The organism is Plantibacter cousiniae (nom. nud.) (assembly GCF_977070315.1).
The window spans coordinates 629,901-650,568 of the sequence record NZ_CDRVEU010000003.1; the positions used below are offsets into that span (position 1 = coordinate 629,901).

Below are 20,668 nucleotides of genomic sequence, written 5' to 3' on the forward strand. Positions count from 1 at the left end.
ACTTATCGTACGGATCAGCGCCTCAAGGCTTGTATAACTATTTTTTTACGGGCAAAAAAAAGCCCACTTTCATGGGCTTTTTCTGACGCAGGTAATTTACAGGTAGAACGACTTCAATGGCGGGAAGCCATTGAATTCCACTGCGCTGTAGCTGGTGGTGTAGGCACCGGTGGACAACCAGTACATACGGTCACCGATGGCCAGGTTGAGTGGCAGACCGTACTTGTAGTTTTCGTACATGATGTCGGCGCTGTCGCAGGTAGGGCCGGCGATGACCACTTCTTCCATTTCGCCTTTTTTCTCGGTCCAGATCGGAAACTTGATGGCTTCGTCCATGGTTTCGATCAGACCGGAGAACTTGCCCACGTCGGTGTATACCCAACGCTCGACCGCAGTACGCGACTTACGGGCGACCAATACCACTTCGCTGACCAGAATACCGGCGTTGGAGATCAGCGAACGGCCTGGCTCCAGAATGATTTCCGGCAGGTCATCACCGAAGTCTTCCTTCAGGAAGCGGATGATCTCTTCAGCGTAGGTTTCGAGGCTGTTGGTGCGGGTGATGTAGTTAGCCGGGAAGCCGCCACCCATGTTGATCAGCTTGAGAACGATGCCGTCTTCTTCTTTCAGACGCTCGAAGATCACTTTGACCTTGGCAATGGCAGCATCCCAGACGCTGATGTCGCGCTGCTGCGAGCCGACGTGGAAGGAGATGCCGTAAGGCACCAGACCCAGGTCGCGGGCAAGAATCAGCAGGTCCATGGCCATGTCGGTCTGGCAGCCGAATTTGCGCGACAGAGGCCAGTCGGCAGTGGTCGAACCTTCGGTCAGAATGCGCACATAGACTTTCGCGCCCGGTGCAGCCTTGGCAATGTTGCGCAGGTCGGCTTCGGAGTCGGTCGCAAACAAACGCACGCCCTTCTCGTAGAAGTAGCGAATGTCCTTGGATTTCTTGATGGTGTTGCCGTAGCTCATGCGCTCCGGACCGACACCACAGCTCAGGACCTTGTCCAGCTCGTAGATCGACGCAATGTCGAAGCTCGAACCCTTTTCCTTGAGCAGATTGATGACTTCAACGGCAGGGTTGGCCTTGACCGCATAATAAACCTTGGCGAATTCGAAGCCCGCACGCAGGTCGTCATATGCCTTGCTGATGATGTCAGTATCAATGACCACGAACGGGGTTTCTTGCTTGTCAGCGAACGCCTTCATTTTCTTGAAGGTTTCGGCTGAGTAGTAGTCTTCGACATTGATCGGCATGCTGCTGGAACTCCTATTGGCAAACGGTATTGGTCAATGGGTACAAATGAACGCCCTCCGTATCCCCACTTTGGTTCGCCTACTTCCCAAGGCATGTCGCCGAAAGCAAAAAGGCCCTGAAGGGCTGCCTTCCTGGCCTTGCTGTCTCGTCGTCAGTACTTGAGCCGGATGGATCGTTTCCAGCATGGACGTTCGGCGCGAACTTTAGGACCTGAGGGGCCGGATATCAACAAAAAATGTCGCGTTTTTGCACAGGGCTCTTGAGTTGCCTTCCCAAGGACCTGTTTAACCGACCTGCATGACAGGCAGATGTTCCCCACCTCCGTCGCCAATGCCTTTTCGCAGCACGCTGGGCATCACCTTATTCACCGGCACGCAAAGCAAATCAGCCTGTCAGTTCTGTCAGTAGACGGATGCAGGGGTTGCGCGCTCAATAAACAGCTCAGACCGCCTTTTCAGGTAACGATCATGGATGACCGACACCTTCACGCCGCCAGCTCCGTTGCGCCCAGTGCAGTTCAAGCCCGGTGGCAAGCCTTCGGCTTCGGATCTGCCGAAAGTCATCGCCAACGTCACGCCCGTACCAGGACACACACCGACTTTCAGCCGACTAATATTTATGTAACGAAAGGCGATCGGCTGGAAATCACAGCAACCAGTCTGTACATGAATCTGGTGTCTGCAGTGATCGGGGTGCCAGAACTGGATACCCCCACCTCGTACCCGCTGAACCGTGGCATGAACGTTCTTGTCGCTACCAACACAGGCCTGCTGGGCTTCACCAACCTGGACCCCCTTGGCCACGTAGTTCTGGACATAACAGGACAGTACAACCATGTGCCGTTTTTCAGAATGGATATGACCAATCTGGAATGGGAACAGCAAATGGCGCACTACAGCGAAGCGCCTGTCGTGCTGCTTACCAGCCCGAGGGCTATTGTCGTGGTGCGCTATCAGAGCGCACAGCTCTACCTGACCGATCCCGTAAAGCTGATGGGCAATTTCGATGGTGCCATTAGCGCACAGGATGGTATTTCAGGCTTGATCGACTACGGCACGATGGAATGGGCGCTTGATCCCAGTAAACATTTCTACGTGGAAGCGGACCGGCTTTACATGTTTGCCACAAACGGTCATATGGGGTTTAACGGATCGGCTGCGCTGGCGCGTTTATTGTCGACCGCCCCTGAAGATGGTTGGGGCCCTTGGCACGAAAGCGGCCATCAACGACAACTCAGCCCTATGACATGGGGCACCGGCACCGGAATGACAGAGGTCACGGTCAATCTCTACTCGATGGCCGCCCAAGAGTTTTTCCTTGGCCGTGCTACAGGCGCCGACTCCAGTTACCCCCCCGTGAAAGAGTACCTGGCCAGTAGCCTGCGAGCGTACGACAACATCAAGGAGGCCGGACACAAGCTTGTCATGCTCTGGCAATTGCGTCTTAGCTTCGGTACTTCGTTCTACCCGCAATTGCACCAGCGCTATCGGCTCATGCACAACCCGCCCACCGTCAGCGACGATAAAGCGCAGCGCTTCATCGTCGAAACCTCGCTGCTGAGCCACCTCAACCTGGCGGAATTCTTTGATCGCTGGGGATTGTACCCAACCCCTGAAACCCTCAACCAGATCGCCGACCTGCCCGCATTGACGCGGGCCATTTGGGAAAATGACGCTGAGACGACGATCCCGATCGATCTGCCGTTGCTCACTTACACCCCGCCGCTTGCCCATATCCTGTCCAGCGTGCACGGTACCTTTCAAGACCGGATAAAGTTTACCGTTGCCAAGCAATGGTACACGCCATACCGTTACGAAATAACGCTAAACGGCACATTACTGGCGTGGGCAGACAACGGCGAACACGTGGGTTGTGAAGCCCGTATCGAGGAAGGCATCGCCTACGTTGAAGCCAGCACTCCCCTCTCCGAAGGGGATGAGGCGTCAGTCAAGGTGTTTGCTGGAGGCAAGCCATACACTGTGGCCAGCACCGCATCACGACCCATCCTGCTGTTCAATATCAAGGCCATGTTTACCGATGACCGTTGCGCTGAACTGAGGCCCGGCATTACCCAGCCAAGGCTTGACGTTCTTTTCTTCAATCTGGAGAAAGAAAAGACCGATGAACTGCACGGCCGACTATTGAACCGTGCACAACGGTTGCTCCTGCAAAAAACCATAAGAAGCGTGATCGTCAGCGCAGGACTTGTCCAAGTGACGTTCGAGGGTGAGGCTTTCAAGAATTATGATTACACGATCGTCTTCGGAGCCCCTCCTTATGCAACGCTTGAGAAGGGCTCCCCCAACGGCTCAGGACTTATTGACAACACCTGGATACGCCTCGGCGGCGTAGGCCATCAAGAGGTGACCATCACGGCAATTGCAGGCATAGGGAAACCCTATACCCTGTTCTCCGGCAACGTCGAACAGGCAAAAATCGCCCTGCCCATCCGCCAGCTCTTCACCGACTCAACGATGACCCAACTGGTAGCAGGTGTCGATCAGGCAAGCGTTGATGCCCTGTACATGACCGTCAATGGCAACCCTCTCATCAGCGTGACAAACCGGGCGTCTTACCGTTCTTATCTGGCCATTGCCCAGAGTATGTTGTTGCGACTGACAGTCGCGAAGGTCGTCAGAACAGATGACCTGCTGGAGGTCTATTTCGAGGGAGACACGTTTAAAAAGCTTAACTACAAGCTTTTGGTCAACGACCTCTATGCCTCCGAGATCACCCAAGGCAAAGCCTACTATTCAAGTGTGTCCAACCGGGTCTGGACCAGCAGCGAGAAGTTCGAGGGTAATGACCACTGTAAAGTGAACGTCGAGTATCAGGGGGTCGTGACAACGTTGTATGAGAGCGACGCTGCAGACGCAATGACTGCGTCTGCATTGCAGGAAAACAACGTCACTCAATGTGGCATGGAGAATTTCCAAGTGTGAACATTGCCGCCAGCCATGATGCTGGCGGCAATACATCCGGTCAGGAAGCCACTTGCTCGGCTGGCGAGACAATACTGGTCTTCATGCCACGCGAGCGGCCGGAGCTCAGATAAGCCGCAATGGACTCTTGCGTCACTTCACCCAGGAACACGTTCTCGGCGTCCAGCACCGGCAGCCAGGCGCGGTTGAACTCGTACATGCGCGACAGCAGGATGCGCAAGTGCTCGTCGTAAGCGGCGGTGGCGTTGAATTCACGCAGGAACTGCGCGCACGTGCCCTGCTGACGGTGCAGGTCACGACGACGTACATAGCCCATCGCCTTGTTCTCGCTGTCGGTGACCACGATATAGCGACGGTCGTTTTCGTCCATCACTTCCAGCGCATCGGCCACAGGGGTTTCCGGGCTGACCGATGGCGCGTTGTCGGCGGCGTCTTCGGCCTTGACCAACAGCAGACGCTTGAGGGTGCTGTCCTGGCCGACGAAGCTGCTGACGAAGTCGTCGGCCGGATGCGCGAGCAAGGTGTCCGGGTGATCGATCTGCAGCAGTTTGCCACCACGGAAGATCGCGATCTTGTCGCCCAGCTTGATGGCTTCATCAATGTCGTGGCTGACCATGATCACGGTCTTGTTCAGCGCGCGCTGCATCTCGAAGAACTCGTTCTGAATCATCTCGCGGTTGATCGGGTCGACCGCACCGAACGGTTCGTCCATCAACAGCAAGGGGGCGTCGGCTGCCAGGGCACGGATCACGCCGATACGCTGTTGCTGACCACCGGACAGTTCACGCGGGTAGCGATGCAGGTACTGCTTGGGCTCCAGCTTGATCATGCTCATCAATTCACGAGCACGGTCATGGCAACGCTGCTTGTCCCAGCCGAGCAGCTTGGGCACGACCACGATGTTTTCTTCGATGGTCATGTTCGGGAACAGACCGATCTGCTGAATCACGTAGCCGATGTTGCGACGCAGGGTCACTTCGTCCAGATCAGTGGTGTCTTCGCCATTGATCAGCACTTTGCCGGAGGTCGGCATGATCAGGCGGTTGATCATTTTCAGCGTGGTGCTTTTGCCGCAGCCCGAGGGGCCGAGGAAGACGCAGATTTCGCCTTCGTTGACCGTGAGGCTGACCGAATCGACAGCCTTCACTTCTTTGCCGTTGCTCTGGAAAGTCTTGGAGAGGTTCTGGAGTTCGATCATTTCAGTAATCCTTTTGGAGTCAGCGTGCGTTGCAGCCATTGCAGGAGAAGGTCGGCGATGATGGCCAGAATGCTGACCAGTACCGCGCCGACGATCAGCATCGACATATCGCTGCGGCTGATAGAAGCAAGAATGAGTACACCCAGACCACCGGCACCGATGGTCGCGGCAATGGTCATGACACCGATATTCATCACCACGGCGGTGCGCACACCGGCGAGGATCACAGGCACGGCGATCGGCAGCTCGACCATGCGCAGACGCTGGCCGAAGGTCATGCCGATGCCTTTGGCGGCCTCGCGGATACCCGGTTCTACGCCAGTCAGCGCCAGGTAGGTGTTACGCATGATCGGCAGCAGCGAATAGAGAAACACTGCGGTAATAGCCGGCATCGGGCCAAGGCCCTGGCCGAATTTGGAGTAGAACGGCAGCAACAGGCCGAACAGGGCAATCGACGGCACGGTCAGCAATACCGTGGCGCTGGCCTGCAACGGGCCCGCCAGTGCTGGAAAACGCGTCATCAGCACGCCCAGTGGCACGCCGACGAGAATCGCCAGGGTCACGGCGATGCCCACCAGCGTAATGTGCTGCCAGGTCAGTTGCAGAACCTGTGCCCAGTCCAGATGGGAGAAGGCGCTCAAGAAACTCATATCGTCTCCTTCCTTAATTCAATGGGTGCTGGCGCAGAAAGTCTGCAGCAACCGTGGAGGGGCTTTCATGGCCGACGTCGACGCGCGCGTTGAGGTCGATCATGGTCTGGTTGTCCAGCAGGTCAGCCAGCGGCTTGAGCAGCGTGGCGATGTCCGGATGCTTGTCCAGATATTCCTGACGGATCACCGGCGCTGCGGTGTAGTCAGGGAAGTAGTGCTTGTCGTCTTCCAGCACTTTCAGCTTGAACGCATTCAGACGACCGTCGGTTGTGTACACCAGACCGGCGAAAACCTGACCGTTGCGCAACGCGGTGTAGACCAGCCCGGCGTCCATCTGCCGGGTGTTTTCACGACCGAGGTTCATGTCGTAGTGCTTGACCATGCCGATCAGGCCGTCGGAACGGTTGGCAAACTCGGTGTCCAGCGCTACGACATGACCCTCTTTGGCTTCGTCCTTGAGCACTTTGGTCAGGTCGGTCATGGTGTTGATCTGCGGGTACTTGTCAGCCACTTTCTGCGGCAGTGCCAGCGCGTAGGTGTTGTTGAACTTCGACGGTGAAAGCCAGACCAGGCCTTTCTTCGCATCCACTTCCTTGACCCGAGCATAGGTCTGGGCGCTGTCGAGTTTTTCGTCGATGTGGTTGTAGGCCACCAGCGATACACCGGTGTATTCCCACAGCAGATCCAGCTGACCGCTCTCCTGAGCGCTGCGCGCCAGGTTGCTGCCAAGGCCGCCGGTAATCTGGACGTCGTAGTTCTTGGTCCGCAGGTATTGCGCGGTCAGTTCGGCAAGCATGGTCTGTTCGGTGAACACCCGTGCGCCGATACGTAGCAGCGGCTTTTCCGCAGCCTGGGCAAGTGCCGGAAACAGCAAGGCAAAGCCTAAAAACAAGCATATTCTTTTCATGAGAATTCCTTCGCTCAGCGAGCCAGTCCGCGTTCCAGCCAAAGACGACTGGCCAGTGTCACCAGACCATCGAGCAGTAGCGCCAGCAGAGCGGTACACGCTGCACCCAGCACCAGTTGCGGCTGGTTGTTCAACGCAATGCCCGGAAAAATCAGGCTGCCAAGGCTGTTGGCGCCGATGAGAAACGCCAGTGGCGCGGTCCCGACATTGATCGCCAGCGCGACACGCACACCGCCGACAATGATCGGCACGGCGTTGGGCAGCTCGACACGCCACAGCACCTGACGCGGAGTCATGCCAATACCGACGGCAGCTTCCTTGAGTGAACCCTGGACGTTTTTCAGGCCTTCGTAAGTATTACGCACGATAGGCAACAGAGAGGCGAGGAACAGCGCGAAGATCGCCGGCCCGCTGCCGATCCCGAGAATTCCGAGGGCAATGGCCAGAACGGCGAGAGGAGGAACGGTGTTGCCAATGTTGAAGATCTGCATGAAGCGTTCAGCGCGGCCAACCATGCTCGGTCGGCTGAGAGCAATGCCTGCAGGGATGCCGACCACCAGGGCCGCCAACATTGAAACCAGAACCAGAATCAGGTGAGCCTGAAGGTAGAACAGCAGGTCATCCTGGTATTGCTTGATAGTACTGATGCCGATCCAGTGGATCAGCAGGGCCAGGAGTGCGATCGCAACCGCACCTCCCAATAGCCCCTTGCCATAGCGATTTGCCACAGGCGGACTCCTTATTTCAGTCGGCGAACGCGTTGACCTGGACGTCCGGAAAGGACGCCGGCAATAACGTTCGCGAAGAGCAGCGGGTGGGTCGCCGGTAAGGGTTTAACCTCGGCGAAAACACAAGCCATAAGCGCAGCTTCGTCAAACCAACATGCTGATGAATCAGCCCCTTGCGTTGGCTTCGTTGCGAGCCTTGACGGGGGAGTGGACGTCTCCACGACCTGAAAGGTTCCCACACGAGACATTATCTGGCCATCGTTTATTGTCTGAACGGTTCGGTTATTGCCGCGAGTTGAGCTATAATCTGCGCCCTTTTTCAATCCCATCCCAGGCGATTTCCCATGACCCAACAGGCCGCCGAAGTCGCGAAACGCCGCACTTTCGCCATTATTTCCCACCCGGATGCGGGTAAAACCACCATCACGGAAAAACTCCTGCTGATGGGCAAGGCCATTTCCGTCGCCGGTACGGTCAAGTCGCGTAAATCCGACCGTCACGCCACCTCCGACTGGATGGAAATGGAGAAACAGCGTGGTATCTCCATTACCACGTCCGTGATGCAGTTTCCGTATCGCGACCACATGATCAACCTGCTCGACACCCCGGGCCACGAAGACTTCTCCGAAGACACCTATCGCACCCTGACGGCAGTCGACTCGGCCTTGATGGTCCTCGACGGCGGTAAAGGCGTCGAGCCACGCACCATCGCGCTGATGGATGTCTGCCGTCTGCGCGACACGCCTATCGTCAGCTTCATCAACAAGCTCGACCGCGATATCCGCGACCCGATCGAGCTGCTCGATGAAATCGAAGCGGTCCTCAAGATCAAGGCGGCACCGATCACCTGGCCGATCGGTTGCTACCGGGACTTCAAGGGTGTCTACCACCTGGCCGACGACTACATCATTGTCTACACCGCAGGTCACGGCCACGAGCGCACCGAAACCAAAATCATCGAGAAACTCGATTCGGACGAAGCCCGCGCTCACCTGGGCGATGAATACGAGCGCTTCGTCGAGCAACTGGAGCTGGTGCAGGGTGCCTGCCACGAATTCAACCAGCAGGAATTCATCGATGGTCAGCTGACCCCGGTGTTCTTCGGCACCGCGCTGGGCAACTTCGGCGTCGATCATGTACTCGATGCCGTGGTGAACTGGGCGCCCAAGCCGCTGGCACGTGTGGCCAACGAGCGCACCGTCGAGCCGGCGGAAGAGAAATTCAGCGGTTTCGTGTTCAAGATCCAGGCAAACATGGATCCCAAGCACCGCGACCGCATCGCCTTCATGCGGATCTGCTCGGGCCGTTACGACAAGGGCATGAAAATGCGCCATGTGCGTCTGGGCAAGGACGTACGGATCGGCGACGCGCTGACGTTCTTCTCGTCGGAGCGCGAACAACTGGAAGAAGCCTATGCCGGTGACATCATCGGTTTGCACAACCACGGCACCATCCAGATCGGCGACACCTTCACCGAAGGCGAAGCGCTGGGCTTCACCGGTATTCCGCACTTCGCACCGGAGCTGTTCCGTCGCGTACGCCTGAAGGACCCGCTCAAGTCCAAGCAATTGCGTCAGGGTCTGCAACAGCTGGCCGAAGAAGGCGCCACGCAGGTGTTCTTCCCGCAGCGCAGCAACGACATCATCCTCGGCGCCGTCGGTGTGCTGCAGTTCGATGTGGTCGCCAGCCGTCTGAAGGAAGAATACAAGGTTGAATGCGCTTACGAGCCGATCACTGTGTGGTCTGCCCGCTGGATCGACTGCGACGACAAGAAGAAGCTCGAAGAGTTTGAGAACAAGGCGGTGGAAAACCTGGCAATGGACGGCGGCGGTCACCTGACCTACCTCGCCCCTACCCGCGTGAACCTGGCGCTGATGGAAGAACGCTGGCCCGACGTGAAATTCCGCGCTACCCGCGAGCATCACTGACAGGCCGACGGCGTCGCTGTGTGACGCAGAGCGTCACGAACGGCATTCCCACGCGGAGCGTGAGGAACGATAGCTCTGTAACTATCGTCCCGACGCTCCGCGTCGGCATTCGCTGATCTGGATCAACCATTCAGCGCAAAATGAGAATTAATCTCAATAGAGCCTTGCTATTATCCCGATAAGAATTATTCTCATCTAACTTGCACAGGAGATGAGACATGACCTATTTGATCGATGCATGGCTGGACAGACCCCACCCTTACCTGAGAATTCTCCACCGCGAGACGGGGGAAGTGTGTGCCGTACTGGAAGAGGAAGCGCTGGAGGAGTTACGCGATCAGGGCGATCTGGATGTGTGCAGTTTGAGTTCCAGCGAGCCATTGGTGCTCAAGGAACTGGTGAGAAACCTGTTTCTGTTCTGCTACGCGCGGGCGTTGCGCCCCATGAGTGAGTTGCACTGAGCATGAAGCATCAGCACAACTGCGTCGCTGAACGAATCGGCGCGATTCGTTCAGCGACTGTCTGCATCGACCGGGTCGCTTACAGAACGTCCAGCAGTTCCACATCAAACACCAGCACGCTGTGCGGTGCGATGCTGCCTACGCCCTGAGCGCCGTAAGCCAGCTCGCTCGGCACGTGCAGACGCCATTTGCTGCCGGCGTTCATCAGTTGCAGCGCCTCGGTCCAGCCGGCAATCACGCCGCTGACGGGAAATTCGGCCGGCTCGCCACGATCGTAGGAGCTGTCGAAGACGTTACCGTCGATCAACGTGCCGTGGTAGTGAACGCGTACCTGATCTTCACGGGTTGGCTTAGGGCCAGTGCCAGCGGTCACGACTTCGAATTGCAGACCCGAAGCCAGGGTGGTCACGCCTTCGCGCTTGGCGTTTTCAGCCAGGTAGGCCTTGCCGGCGCCCGCAGCCTGCTCGGCTTTGGCGGCTGCTTCAGCCTGCATGATTTCGCGGATGACCTTGAAGCTGGCGGACATTTCTTCCTGACCAACACGGCTTGGCTGACCGCCGAACGCATCGCGCAGGCCTGCCACGATGGCTTCCAGGTCGACACCCGGTGGCGGGTTGTCGCGCAACTGATCGCCCAACTGACGGCCAATGCCGTAGCTGACGCGGGTTTCGTCGGTGGACAGATTGACTTCGGACATGACACTGCTCCGTAGAGGGGCACGCAGTCGGTATCGCGCAAAACCTGAACGGCAATCACGCTATACGCTGATGCGCCCCGAACCAAAAGGCCGAGCAGCCTAGCACAATTGCCGCTACAGCCCCTACCGCAGCAGCAATACGCGGCTGGCGATCAGGACCAGGAGGAATGAAACGAGATCGGCAGGCGCATTTCAGAGCGGTCATTGACCGGCATGCCGCACAGCTCGTCATGGACCACACAATGGACCAGGTAGAAAGGCACCACCGGTATGTCCTTGAGCAAATCCCGCGCATGCTCCACCGAGCGAAGGTGCAGGGTCTTGCCCGCTGGGTCCTTGAGCATCACCGAAGTGCCATTCATGCGCACATCCAGCAGATAGATGCCGCCTTCGATGGAGATCAGGTTCAGCTCATCGACCCGCCCGGCCTGGGCGTGGTCTATAAATTCCTGATAATTCATGATCGAACCTCCTGCGCAAATGCCTGATGCATCGGAACGGACGTTTTACAACACACAGCGCCGACATGCCAGAAACGATAACACCCGCCCCTTTCATCGCGCGTCGCCTTAGTGCTTGGTGACCTTGTCCAGATAGCCCATCGCAAACGCCGATATCACAAACGTCATGTGGATAATCACGTACCACATCAGGTATTCGGGCTTGATGTTGGTGGCATCCATGAACACCCGCAACAGGTGGATGGAGGAAATCGCGACAATGGATGCTGCAACTTTCATCTTCAACGAAGAGGAATCCATAGTGCCCAGCCAGTTGAGCTTTTCCTTGTCCTCGTCGATGTTCAGCTGCGACACGAAATTCTCGTAGCCGGAGATCATCACCATCACTAGCAAGCCACCGACCAGCGCCATGTCGATCAACGACAGCAGCACCAGAATCAGGTCAGCTTCGGCCAGCGAGAAGATGTTGGGAATGACATGAAAGATTTCCTGGAAAAACTTCAGACACAACGCCAACAGGCCAAGGGAGAGGCCGAAATAGATCGGCGCCAGCAGCCAGCGCGATGCGTACATGGCATTTTCAAAAAAACGTTCCATTGATACTCGCAAGGTGTTTTGAAGGAGCGGGCGAGTATATCAGCGGTAATGCACCGCTCTGGCCGTGCGACAAAATATCGCACAGCGGCAGTTAGCGCACTTGAGGACCCGGATTGAAGGCTAGGCTCTGTACGAAAAGTCAGCGAGCGGAGGTCAGGCGAGCCTGTTTTTAACGAAGCATCACCGAGCGCAGCCACTTTTCGTACAGAGCCTAGAACAGCGATGAGCTTTGACAGACCGTCCTGCCGCTATCGATACGGCGCAGTTCGGCCTGAATGTGCAGCATCCAGATAGGTACGTCATCGGCACATTGATAACCATGCAACGACAGGCTTTCGAGAATGCTGGTCAGCACCGATTGCGCTGCGGGCAGGCCCTTGAAAGGCCCTTGGGTCTTGATTGCGGAAGGCTGTTCCTCGGCCATTCCGGCCGCGAAGAGCACCATCCATTGTCCGCTGTCATGAGGGAGGGGCCGGATGACGCACTCGATACGTGTCATCAGCCCCATGCATTCTCGGGTAAGGCAAAGGCTACGCTGCATGATGCGCTCCTGATCAGCAACACTATTCATCCTTATCGTGAAACAGGATTTACGCCAATCTCTTTGGCCACTGCGATCACCTCAAGACTAGAAGAAAACCGCTCTGCGAGAAACTATCCCTGATGAACGGAGCACCGGGCGGCCCTCACCGCCCGGTTCCTGCGCTGTCAGACCTTGAGTTCAGGCTGCAACTGCGCAGGCTCCTTTTCCAGCTCTTCCTTGAGGTCTTCATCACTGAGCATCTCTGCGATATCGCGCAGACGCTCCACGACGCGTGCATTGACGCTGCCCTCAGGGAATTCGCCATGCTCGTCAGGCGCACCGGCAGGTTCGCCCACCAGCAGGCTCAGCGCCTCATCGGCCTGACGTACGGCATAGATGTGGAATTGCCCGGCACGAACAGCCTGCACCACGCGCTCGTCAAGCATCAGCGTGGTGACGTTGGCGTGCGGGATGATTGCGCCCTGCTCGCCAGTCAGCCCACGTGCTTCGCAGAGACGGAAGAAGCCCTCGATCTTTTCATTGACCCCGCCCACCGCCTGAACTTCACCAAACTGGTTGATGGAACCGGTAATCGCGAAGCACTGCTTGAGTGGCGTGCGTGACAGCGCCGAGATCAGCGTGCAGACCTCGCCAAGCGACGCACTGTCGCCATCCACGTAACCGTAGGACTGCTCGAGCGCGATACTTGCGGAAATCGCCAGCGGAAATTCCTGGGCGTAACGGCTGCCAAGGTAGCCGGTGAGGATCATCACGCCCTTGGAGTGGATCGGCTGGCCAAGATTGACCTCGCGCTCGATGTCGACAATCCCGCTGCCGCCCGGGTACACCGTGGCGGAAATGCGCGCGGGCACGCCGAAGGCCGAGTCGCCGACCTCCAGCACCGTCAGGCCGTTGCATTTGCCGACGGCCGCGCCGTCAGTGTCGATCAGAATCACACCAGCCATCATGTCATCGAGAATCCGCGCCGAGACCCGCCCGGTACGGGTGGCCTTGGCCTTGAGCGCACGTTCGATATGCCCGGCGTCGGTCTTGTCGTCGTTGGCCAGCTGGCGGATGAAATCGGCCTCGCTGACCAATTGGAACAGGTCACCGATACGCGCCGACAAACGCCCTTGGTGCTCGGCCAAACGGGCGCTGTAAGTCGCCAGTCGTGCCACCGCATCGGCGGTCAGCGGCGCCATGCCCTCTTCCGAGGTCCGGGTCTTGAGTAGCTGAGCGAATTGCTCGAGCGTCTCGTCAACCATCGGAATCTCTTCGTCAAAGTCGACCAGCACCCGGAACATCTCCTGGAAGTCAGGATCGAGGTCTTGCAGGGTGTAATACAGCGAGCGGGAACCGATGATGATGATTTTGACGTTCCACGGGATCACCTGCGGCGTCAGGCTCACGGTTGCAACGCGGCCGAGCTCGCCCAGCGGCGACTCCATCTTCAGCTTGCGCGATTGCAGGGTACGCTTGAGCGCATCCCAGACGAACGGCTCGCCCAGCATCTTCTCGGCTTCCAGAATCAGGAAACCGCCGTTTGCACGATGCAGCGCGCCGGGGCGCAGTTGCCGGTACGTGGTGTAAAGCGCGCCCTGATCGGTGCTGTATTCGATGCGTCCGAACAGGTTGTCGTAGGTGGGGTGCTGTTCGAAAACCACCGGCGCACCACCATCACGAGTATGCCCGACCACCAGACTCGGGCTGTATTGCTCTTCCAGCAGCTTGCGCGCCTGAGCGTCGGTCTTGGCGTCATCGACCAACTGCTCGACCAGAGTCTTGAGCAGGTAAACCTGCATGGCCTGCAGGTAGGCGCAGACCGCAGCGTTCTCGGCGTACTTTTCAGAAAGCGGTGCCAGCAAGGGCTGCAGGGTCAGGGTGATGGTCTCTTCATTCAACTGACGCAGTTGATTGTTGGACTCGCGCTTCCACTGCGGCAGGCTGGCCAGTTCTTCGTTGAGACGCTCCTCGAGCGCGGAGATATCTTCGTGGAAGCGCTCGCGATCCGCTTCGGGCAGCTGGGAAAACTCGGCCTCATCCAGCGCCTTGCCATCGGCCATCGGCGTGAACGCGATGTTGGAGCTGTCGCGATACAGCGCGATGTCCTTTTCCAGCGACAGGCGCTCGATGACGTCCAGGGCGCGGTCATAGCGCTGATTGAACGCACGGTCGATCGAGCTTTTCTTCTGCTGATACGACGGGTGCTCGAAAACCGCCGGGAAGGTCACCAGCAGGTTGTCGATCAGGCCACCGATGTCGGCGGTGAACTCATGGGCAGTGCCAGGTGGCAGCTCCAGCGCCTTTGGCTCGCGGGGCTCGTCGAAGTTGTTGACGTAGACCCAGTCCGACGGCGTCTGCATCCGTTTGCCTTCGGCCTTGAGATAGCGTTTGACGAACGAAAAGCGCCCGGTGCCGGGCTCGCCCATGACAAACACGTTGTAACCGGGGCGCGGCATCGCAACGCCGAACTGCAGGGCCTCTACGGCTCTCTCCTGGCCAAGGACACCGCGAAAGGGTTCGAGCTCGTGGGTGGTCGCAAAGCTGAACTGCTCAGCGGAAAACGGACGGGTCAGCGCGTTGGGCGCCAGGCGTAGGTTGGCTGCGACAGAATCGGGCATCAGTAATCCTTACATCAGGCGGGGCAGATGTCGGCATTCTGGCGCTCGCTGTGCACGACTTGCAAGGCAGGAAAGAGCCGAAAAGCATTTGCGTGTGTAGCGTCACCCGCCGCGTTCTGAAAAAAGCCGTTTTCAAGTAATAATCTGTAATCCCTCACGGAACCCTTGGAACCTGCCTAAACTCCAAACTGCACAGGTGGCGGCTGGCTAACCATCTGTCTTGATGTGACAACTCAAGAAACTCGACCCTTGGCTGAACTAAAAAGAGAAAAAGCTATGAAACGGATTCTTCTTGGAACGCTCTTCGCCGCTGTATCGATCAACGCTATGGCTCAAGCACCAGGCGGTCCTGACTGCGGTTGGGGCAACATGCTGTTTGAAGGCCAACGCGGTACTCCAGCTCACTTCCTCGCTTCGACCACCAACGGTACATCGGGTAACGCCACCTTCGGCATGACCTCCGGCACCAACGGCTGCTCGACCAACGGCGCGCTGACTTATGGCGGTAAATCCTGGCTTGCCATGAACGGCATGATGGATGAACTCTCCAAAGACATGGCCATGGGTCAGGGCGAAGCACTGACTACCTACGCTGTGGTACTGGGCGTTGCACCAGAAGACCGCGAGCACTTTGCCGCCGTCACTCACGAGCACTTCTCGCAAATCTTCAGCAAGGCCGACGCCACTGCCGAAGACGTTCACACCAACACCGTCAATGTTCTGAAAAACGATCCGACTCTGGCCAAGTACGCTACCCAGGCTTAAAGTCGTTCGCCCGCCCTTTCTTCGCAAAGGGCGGGATCCCCTTTTCTGACTAGTTGCCCTCTATGCTCAAACGTCTTGTATCGCTGGCGCTGTTTGTCTGTGCCCCCTTGTCTGCGGCACCTCATGCCAGCGCTGACCGTTTGCAGCAATTGGCCAATGAGCCGTTCTGGATTTCCCTGGGTCACTACGAAGCCGGCAAGCTCGGTGGCTGGCGCAGCTATGTCACAGACCCGAAATTCTTTCTCGCCGCCAACGGTGCACACGACCCGCAGGCAGAGCTGAGCGCGACACTCGACGCTATTTACGCACCGGTCAGCAACGAGCAGACTCACGCCCAGTGCGTATACCCGGCACGCACCCGCTGGCTGCGTGACCAGTTGCACCTGACTGACCTGCCGACGCCGGACTGTAAGGAATTCAAGGCCTGGTACAAGGATGTGGCCCCGGACAGCACGGTGCTGATTTTCCCGGCCGCTTACCTCAACAGCCCCTCGTCGATGTTTGGCCATACGCTGCTGCGCATCGATCCGGCCAGCGCGAAAACCAATAACACCACCTTGCTGAGCTACGCGATCAACTTCGGTGCCTATATCGAAGGCATGGACAACAGCATTCTGTACGCGTGGAAAGGTCTGGCAGGCGGCTACCCGGGGTTGTTTGCGCTGGTGCCGTATCAGGAAAAACTGTCGGAATACCGCAGCCTGGAAAACCGTGACCTGTGGGAATACCGCCTGAACCTGACTGCGGAAGAAACCGGGCGCATGGTCGAGCATGTCTGGGAGCTGAAACAGATCCGTTTCAGTTATTTCTTCTTCGACGAAAACTGCTCCTACCGGCTGCTGGAATTGCTGCAGGTCGCCCGACCGGGCCTGAAGCTTACCGATCAGTTTGGCCTGACCGCGATCCCGACCGATACGGTCAAGGCGATCAAGGCCGCCGGGCTGGTGGAGAAGATCGACTATCGCCCGTCACGCGAACGCGAGTTGCTGAGCCGCGCCGAACCGCTCGATGCAGACGAGCAACAGTGGGTATTGAAGGTCAGCGCCGATCAGAAACAACTGCACAACAGCGAGTACCTCGCGCAGCCCAAAGAACGCCGCGCGTTGATTCAGGACGCTGCCTATCGTCTGGAGCGCTATCGCGCCAACGGTCTTGAGCGCGATACACAACGCTCACAACGCAGCTTCGAGCTGTTGCAGGCGATCAATCAGAACCCGCCGCCACAGCTGGACATCCCGCGCCCCGGCCTGCCGGAAGAAGGCCATGAATCACGTACCTGGCAGTTGGGGGCGGGCACACGCGGTGACAAGGCGTTCGCTGAATATGGTCTGCGTATGGCCTATCACGACCTGAACGACAATGCCTACGGTTTCCCGCTGGGTGCGCAGATCGAGATTCTTCAGCTCAAAGTGCGTCAATACGAAGGCAATGACTGGCAGGTGCAACAACTGGACCTGGCCACCATTCGCTCACTGACCCCGCGCACCGAACTGCTGAAACCCTGGTCATGGCAAGTCACCGGGGGGCTGGAGCGGGTTCTCGGCAAGCACGGCGACGAAAACCTCGTCAGCCACGTCAACGGTGGTGGCGGCGGCACCTGGCAGCTGGCCGACGATATGCTCGGCTTTGCACTGGGCACCGTGCGAGTCGAGCACAATAACGATTTCGCCGAATTCATCTCTCCCGCCGCAGGCTTCAACACCGGCGTGCTGTGGCGCAACCCGCTGGGCAACCTGAGCCTGGAAGCCAAGGGCGACTATTTCACCAATGGCGAAGTGCGCCGCAGCGTCAGCCTCAACCAGCAATGGGAGCTGTCGCGCAACCTTGGTCTGCGCCTGAGCGCCCAGCGCGAATTCAGCCAGATGAGCTCGCCGCAGAACGAGGTGATGCTTGAGGTGAAGTGGTATCACTACTGACCGGAGCAGTGTCAATGGCCAGCAGTGTGCCTGGAAAAAACCGGCACACTGCTATTACACGTTCCCTACATCGCTTTTACGAATAACTCACAAATTACCTTCTAGACTCCTCTCATAAGCAGAGGGAATCACCATGAAGCGGTATTGGCTGTTGTTGTCGCTGGCCATCGTGCTGGCGGGTTGTCAGTCCACCCGTGACCAGATGCTGGCCGAGGGTTATCCGCCGGGTTTTGCAGACGGCTATCAGGACGGTTGCAGCAGCGGCAGGGACGCAGCAGGCGCCACTACCGGCCAATTTCGCAAGAACGTGCCCCGCTATCTGAAGGACAAGCTCTACGCCCAGGGCTGGACCGATGGCTTTCGTCAGTGCGAGACCTCGCAGGACAATCGCGACCGGCTCGACCCCGGCCAGGTCTTCAATGAGCGTGACCGTGCCTGGGAGCAGGAAAAAACCCGCAGCGCGGCCAAGGCCTATCGTCCCAACTGATCAGGCATCGGTGCAATCCGACGAAACCAATGATGTCCTGCTGCGGCCTAAAGCCTATTAGGGAGGACTCTTCATGAGCCGCGCATTCGTAAACGAAGACAACGCTGCCGCCGAGGCCGAGCAACCGGTCGAGCGGCTGGTCAGTACACAGATCAACTACGTCACGGCCGAAGGCCTGACCTTGTTGAAGAAACACGTCAATAGCCTGCAGGCGCAGCACAGCGCGCAAACCGCGTTGGGCGAAGCGGCGGACAAGCAGCGACTGGCCGACCTGGAACGCGACCTGCGTTACTTCAATCAGCGCCTGCAAAGCGCGCAGGTCGTCGCCCCGGCTGTGTCGACCGAGAAGGTGCAGATCGGTAGCTGGGTGACGTTCGCGGATGAACAGGATAACCAGCAGCGCGTGCATCTGGTCGGAGAGGATCAGGCCGATGCAGCCAACGGGCTGATCAATTGGGGATCGCCACTGGGCCGCGCCCTGATCGGCGCGCAGAAAGGCGATGAAGTGTTGTGGCAGCGCCCGGCGGGCGATCAATCGATTGAAGTGCTGCTGATCGAACCTGACGCGTGAGCCAGGCCAGCCAACGGCAGCGCCGCTCCTTGCAAGGAGCGGCGCGTGCCTGAACGCTGATCAGGCCAGCTTTTTGTGACGCACACGGTGCGGCTGAGCAGCTGCTTCGCCCAGACGCTTCTTGCGATCCGCTTCATACTCGGTGTAGTTACCTTCGAAGAAGATCGCTTGCGAATCGTCTTCGTACGCCAGGATGTGCGTGGCTACACGGTCAAGGAACCACCGATCGTGAGAGATCACAATGGCAGCGCCCGGGAAGTCCAGCAGCGCTTCTTCCAGTGAACGCAGGGTTTCCACGTCGAGGTCGTTGGACGGTTCGTCGAGCAGCAGCACGTTGCCGCCCTCTTTCAGGGTCAGCGCCAGGTGCAGACGACCACGCTCACCACCGGACAGGTCCTTGACGAACTTCTGCTGATCGCCGCCCTTGAAGTTGAAGCGACCGACGTAGGTGCGCGACGGAATCTCATAGTTACCGATACGGATCACATCGGAACCGTCGGATACCGCCTGGAATACCGACTTGCTGCCGTCCAGGTCATCACGGCTCTGGTCCACGCAGGCCAGTTGTACGGTTTCACCGACTTCGATGCTGCCCGAATCCGGCTGCTCCTTGCCCATCAGCATGCGGAACAGGGTCGACTTACCGGCACCGTTACCGCCGATCACGCCAACGATGGCGCCTTTGGGCATGGAGAACGACAGGTTGTCGATCAGCACGCGGTCGCCATAGCCCTTGGTGACGTTCTTGAACTCGATAACCTTGTCGCCCAGGCGCGGACCGGCCGGGATGTAGATCTCGTTGGTCTCGCTGCGCTTCTGGAATTCCTGCGACTGCATCTCTTCGAAGCGTTGCAGACGCGCCTTGGATTTGGACTGACGCGCCTTGGCACCCTTGCGAACCCACTCCAGCTCGTCTTTCATGGCCTTTTCGTGAGCGGTCTGCTGCTTGGATTCCTGAGCCAGACGGTCGGACTTGGCTTCAAGCCAGCCGGAATAGTTGCCTTCGTAAGGAATGCCCGCGCCGCGGTCGAGTTCCAGAATCCAGCCAGCCACGTTGTCCAGGAAGTAACGGTCGTGCGTGATCGCAACCACAGTTCCCGGGAAGTCGTGGAGGAAGTGCTCCAGCCAGGCGACAGAGTCGGCATCCAGGTGGTTGGTCGGTTCGTCGAGGAGCAGCATGTCCGGGGCGGAGAGCAGCAGGCGGCACAGCGCGACACGGCGCTTCTCACCACCGGAAAGGACCGAAACCTTCGCATCCCAGGCCGGCAGACGCAGCGCATCGGCGGCGACTTCCAGCTGGCGCTCCAGGTTATGGCCATCGCTGGCCTGCAGGATGGCTTCGAGCTTGGCCTGCTCGGCCGCCAGCTTGTCGAAATCAGCGTCCGGCTCGGCGTACTCGGCGTAGACCTGATCGAGACGCGCCTGTGCGTCCTTGATCACGCTGACCGCCTCTTCCACGACCTCACGGACCGTCTTGTTCGGGTCAAGTTGTGGCTCCTGCGGCAGATAACCCACATTGAGCTCCGGCATCGGACGCGCTTCGCCATCAAACTCGGTGTCGACACCCGCCATGATTTTCAACAGCGTGGATTTACCCGAACCGTTGAGGCCCAGCACACCGATCTTGGCACCGGGAAAGAATGACAGAGAGATGTTTTTCAGGATTTCACGCTTCGGCGGCACAACTTTGCTCAGCCGATGCATGGTGTAGACGTATTGAGCCATGAAATGAAAACCTAGCGTCTGTAATGAGGACCGATTTGGGTAACGAGCTTAAAGCTCCGGCCGGAAAAAAGCTTTTATTTGTCCTTGAGACTTGCCGCGAGACCGTTCCGAGCCTTGAATAAACTCAGTGGTAAACCTGTCGGGGCAGTGCTGGCAAATATAAAGCCTGATCGATATTGCAAAAAGTGGAGTCACTCATGCAGGAGTCGGTGGATACCACGCGTTGCGCA

At 58.1% G+C, this 20,668-nt stretch carries 18 protein-coding genes; 7 read left to right on the top strand and 11 right to left on the bottom strand.

The features are described 5' to 3' along the window. Positions 1-96: 96 nt before the first annotated feature. Positions 97-1,260, bottom strand: a complete 1,164-nt coding sequence (locus ACW55A_RS09670) for a type III PLP-dependent enzyme (protein ID WP_003368674.1) — start codon at positions 1,258-1,260, stop codon at positions 97-99. Between the two features lie 468 nt (positions 1,261-1,728). Here ACW55A_RS09670 and ACW55A_RS09675 point away from each other — a divergent pair, with 468 nt between their 5' ends. Beyond that, positions 1,729-4,203 (top strand): M60 family metallopeptidase, encoded by a 2,475-nt coding sequence (locus ACW55A_RS09675; RefSeq protein WP_498810862.1) that lies wholly within the window; start codon positions 1,729-1,731, stop codon positions 4,201-4,203. A 40-nt stretch (positions 4,204-4,243) separates the two neighbouring features. Here the strand turns inward: ACW55A_RS09675 and ACW55A_RS09680 are convergent, their stop codons facing one another. Genes ACW55A_RS09680 through ACW55A_RS09695 form a run of 4 tightly spaced genes read right to left on the bottom strand, consistent with a single transcriptional unit; the run spans position 4,244 to position 7,686 of the window. Further along, the gene (locus tag ACW55A_RS09680) at positions 4,244-5,401 is read right to left on the bottom strand and encodes an osmoprotectant ABC transporter ATP-binding protein OsmV (RefSeq protein WP_003368676.1); all 1,158 of its coding nucleotides are present in this window, start codon (positions 5,399-5,401) and stop codon (positions 4,244-4,246) included. Beyond that, on the bottom strand, positions 5,398-6,051 hold the full coding sequence (locus tag ACW55A_RS09685) for an ABC transporter permease (RefSeq protein ID WP_005745339.1): 654 nt from the start codon (positions 6,049-6,051) through the stop codon (positions 5,398-5,400). Before ACW55A_RS09685 ends, ACW55A_RS09680 begins: the two co-directional genes overlap by 4 nt. Before the next feature lie 13 nt (positions 6,052-6,064). Continuing rightward, a complete protein-coding gene (locus ACW55A_RS09690; protein ID WP_003431617.1) occupies positions 6,065-6,958 on the bottom strand; it encodes a glycine betaine ABC transporter substrate-binding protein in 894 nt (297 codons plus the stop codon). 14 nt (positions 6,959-6,972) lie between these two features. Next, entirely contained in the window at positions 6,973-7,686 is a 714-nt protein-coding gene (locus ACW55A_RS09695; RefSeq protein WP_003368680.1) for an ABC transporter permease, read from the bottom strand. 344 nt (positions 7,687-8,030) lie between these two features. Between ACW55A_RS09695 and ACW55A_RS09700 the strand changes: the two genes are divergently transcribed. Then, on the top strand, positions 8,031-9,614 hold the full coding sequence (locus ACW55A_RS09700; protein ID WP_003368681.1) for a peptide chain release factor 3: 1,584 nt from the start codon (positions 8,031-8,033) through the stop codon (positions 9,612-9,614). 218 nt (positions 9,615-9,832) lie between these two features. Beyond that, a complete protein-coding gene (locus ACW55A_RS09705) occupies positions 9,833-10,075 on the top strand; it encodes a PA4570 family protein (protein WP_003368682.1) in 243 nt (80 codons plus the stop codon). Between the two features lie 79 nt (positions 10,076-10,154). On the opposite strand, the gene bamJ is transcribed toward ACW55A_RS09705, so the two are convergent. The 5 genes from bamJ to ACW55A_RS09730 all read right to left on the bottom strand — a co-directional run bounded on the left by bamJ (position 10,155) and on the right by ACW55A_RS09730 (position 14,974). Further along, on the bottom strand, positions 10,155-10,772 hold the full coding sequence (bamJ, locus tag ACW55A_RS09710; protein ID WP_003340445.1) for a BamJ family beta-barrel-assembly machinery protein: 618 nt from the start codon (positions 10,770-10,772) through the stop codon (positions 10,155-10,157). Between the two features lie 152 nt (positions 10,773-10,924). Next, on the bottom strand, positions 10,925-11,233 hold the full coding sequence (locus ACW55A_RS09715) for a DUF6482 family protein (protein WP_003368683.1): 309 nt from the start codon (positions 11,231-11,233) through the stop codon (positions 10,925-10,927). Between the two features lie 108 nt (positions 11,234-11,341). Continuing rightward, a complete protein-coding gene (locus ACW55A_RS09720) occupies positions 11,342-11,830 on the bottom strand; it encodes a TIGR00645 family protein (RefSeq protein WP_455809096.1) in 489 nt (162 codons plus the stop codon). A 211-nt stretch (positions 11,831-12,041) separates the two neighbouring features. Continuing rightward, positions 12,042-12,371: a PA4575 family protein gene (locus ACW55A_RS09725; RefSeq protein WP_032609169.1), complete on the bottom strand. Its 330-nt coding sequence runs from the start codon at positions 12,369-12,371 to the stop codon at positions 12,042-12,044. Positions 12,372-12,538: 167 nt separating this feature from the next. After that, the gene (locus tag ACW55A_RS09730) at positions 12,539-14,974 is read right to left on the bottom strand and encodes a Lon protease family protein (RefSeq protein WP_003368685.1); all 2,436 of its coding nucleotides are present in this window, start codon (positions 14,972-14,974) and stop codon (positions 12,539-12,541) included. Positions 14,975-15,250: 276 nt separating this feature from the next. Between ACW55A_RS09730 and ACW55A_RS09735 the strand changes: the two genes are divergently transcribed. From ACW55A_RS09735 to ACW55A_RS09750, 4 genes are all read left to right on the top strand, one after another. Then, positions 15,251-15,739, top strand: coding sequence for a DUF3015 domain-containing protein (locus ACW55A_RS09735; protein ID WP_002555221.1), 489 nt, complete (start codon positions 15,251-15,253; stop codon positions 15,737-15,739). A gap of 62 nt (positions 15,740-15,801) precedes the next feature. Beyond that, positions 15,802-17,655 (top strand): Lnb N-terminal periplasmic domain-containing protein, encoded by a 1,854-nt coding sequence (locus tag ACW55A_RS09740; protein ID WP_058398044.1) that lies wholly within the window; start codon positions 15,802-15,804, stop codon positions 17,653-17,655. Between the two features lie 133 nt (positions 17,656-17,788). Next, positions 17,789-18,142, top strand: a complete 354-nt coding sequence (locus tag ACW55A_RS09745; protein WP_003368687.1) for a lipoprotein — start codon at positions 17,789-17,791, stop codon at positions 18,140-18,142. Positions 18,143-18,215: 73 nt separating this feature from the next. Beyond that, the gene (locus ACW55A_RS09750) at positions 18,216-18,713 is read left to right on the top strand and encodes a GreA/GreB family elongation factor (RefSeq protein ID WP_003368688.1); all 498 of its coding nucleotides are present in this window, start codon (positions 18,216-18,218) and stop codon (positions 18,711-18,713) included. A gap of 60 nt (positions 18,714-18,773) precedes the next feature. On the opposite strand, the gene ettA is transcribed toward ACW55A_RS09750, so the two are convergent. Further along, positions 18,774-20,438 carry an energy-dependent translational throttle protein EttA gene (gene ettA / locus ACW55A_RS09755; protein WP_003368689.1) on the bottom strand — a complete coding sequence of 555 codons (1,665 nt, stop codon included), beginning with the start codon at positions 20,436-20,438 and terminating at the stop codon, positions 18,774-18,776. Between the last annotated feature and the right edge of the window lie 230 nt (positions 20,439-20,668).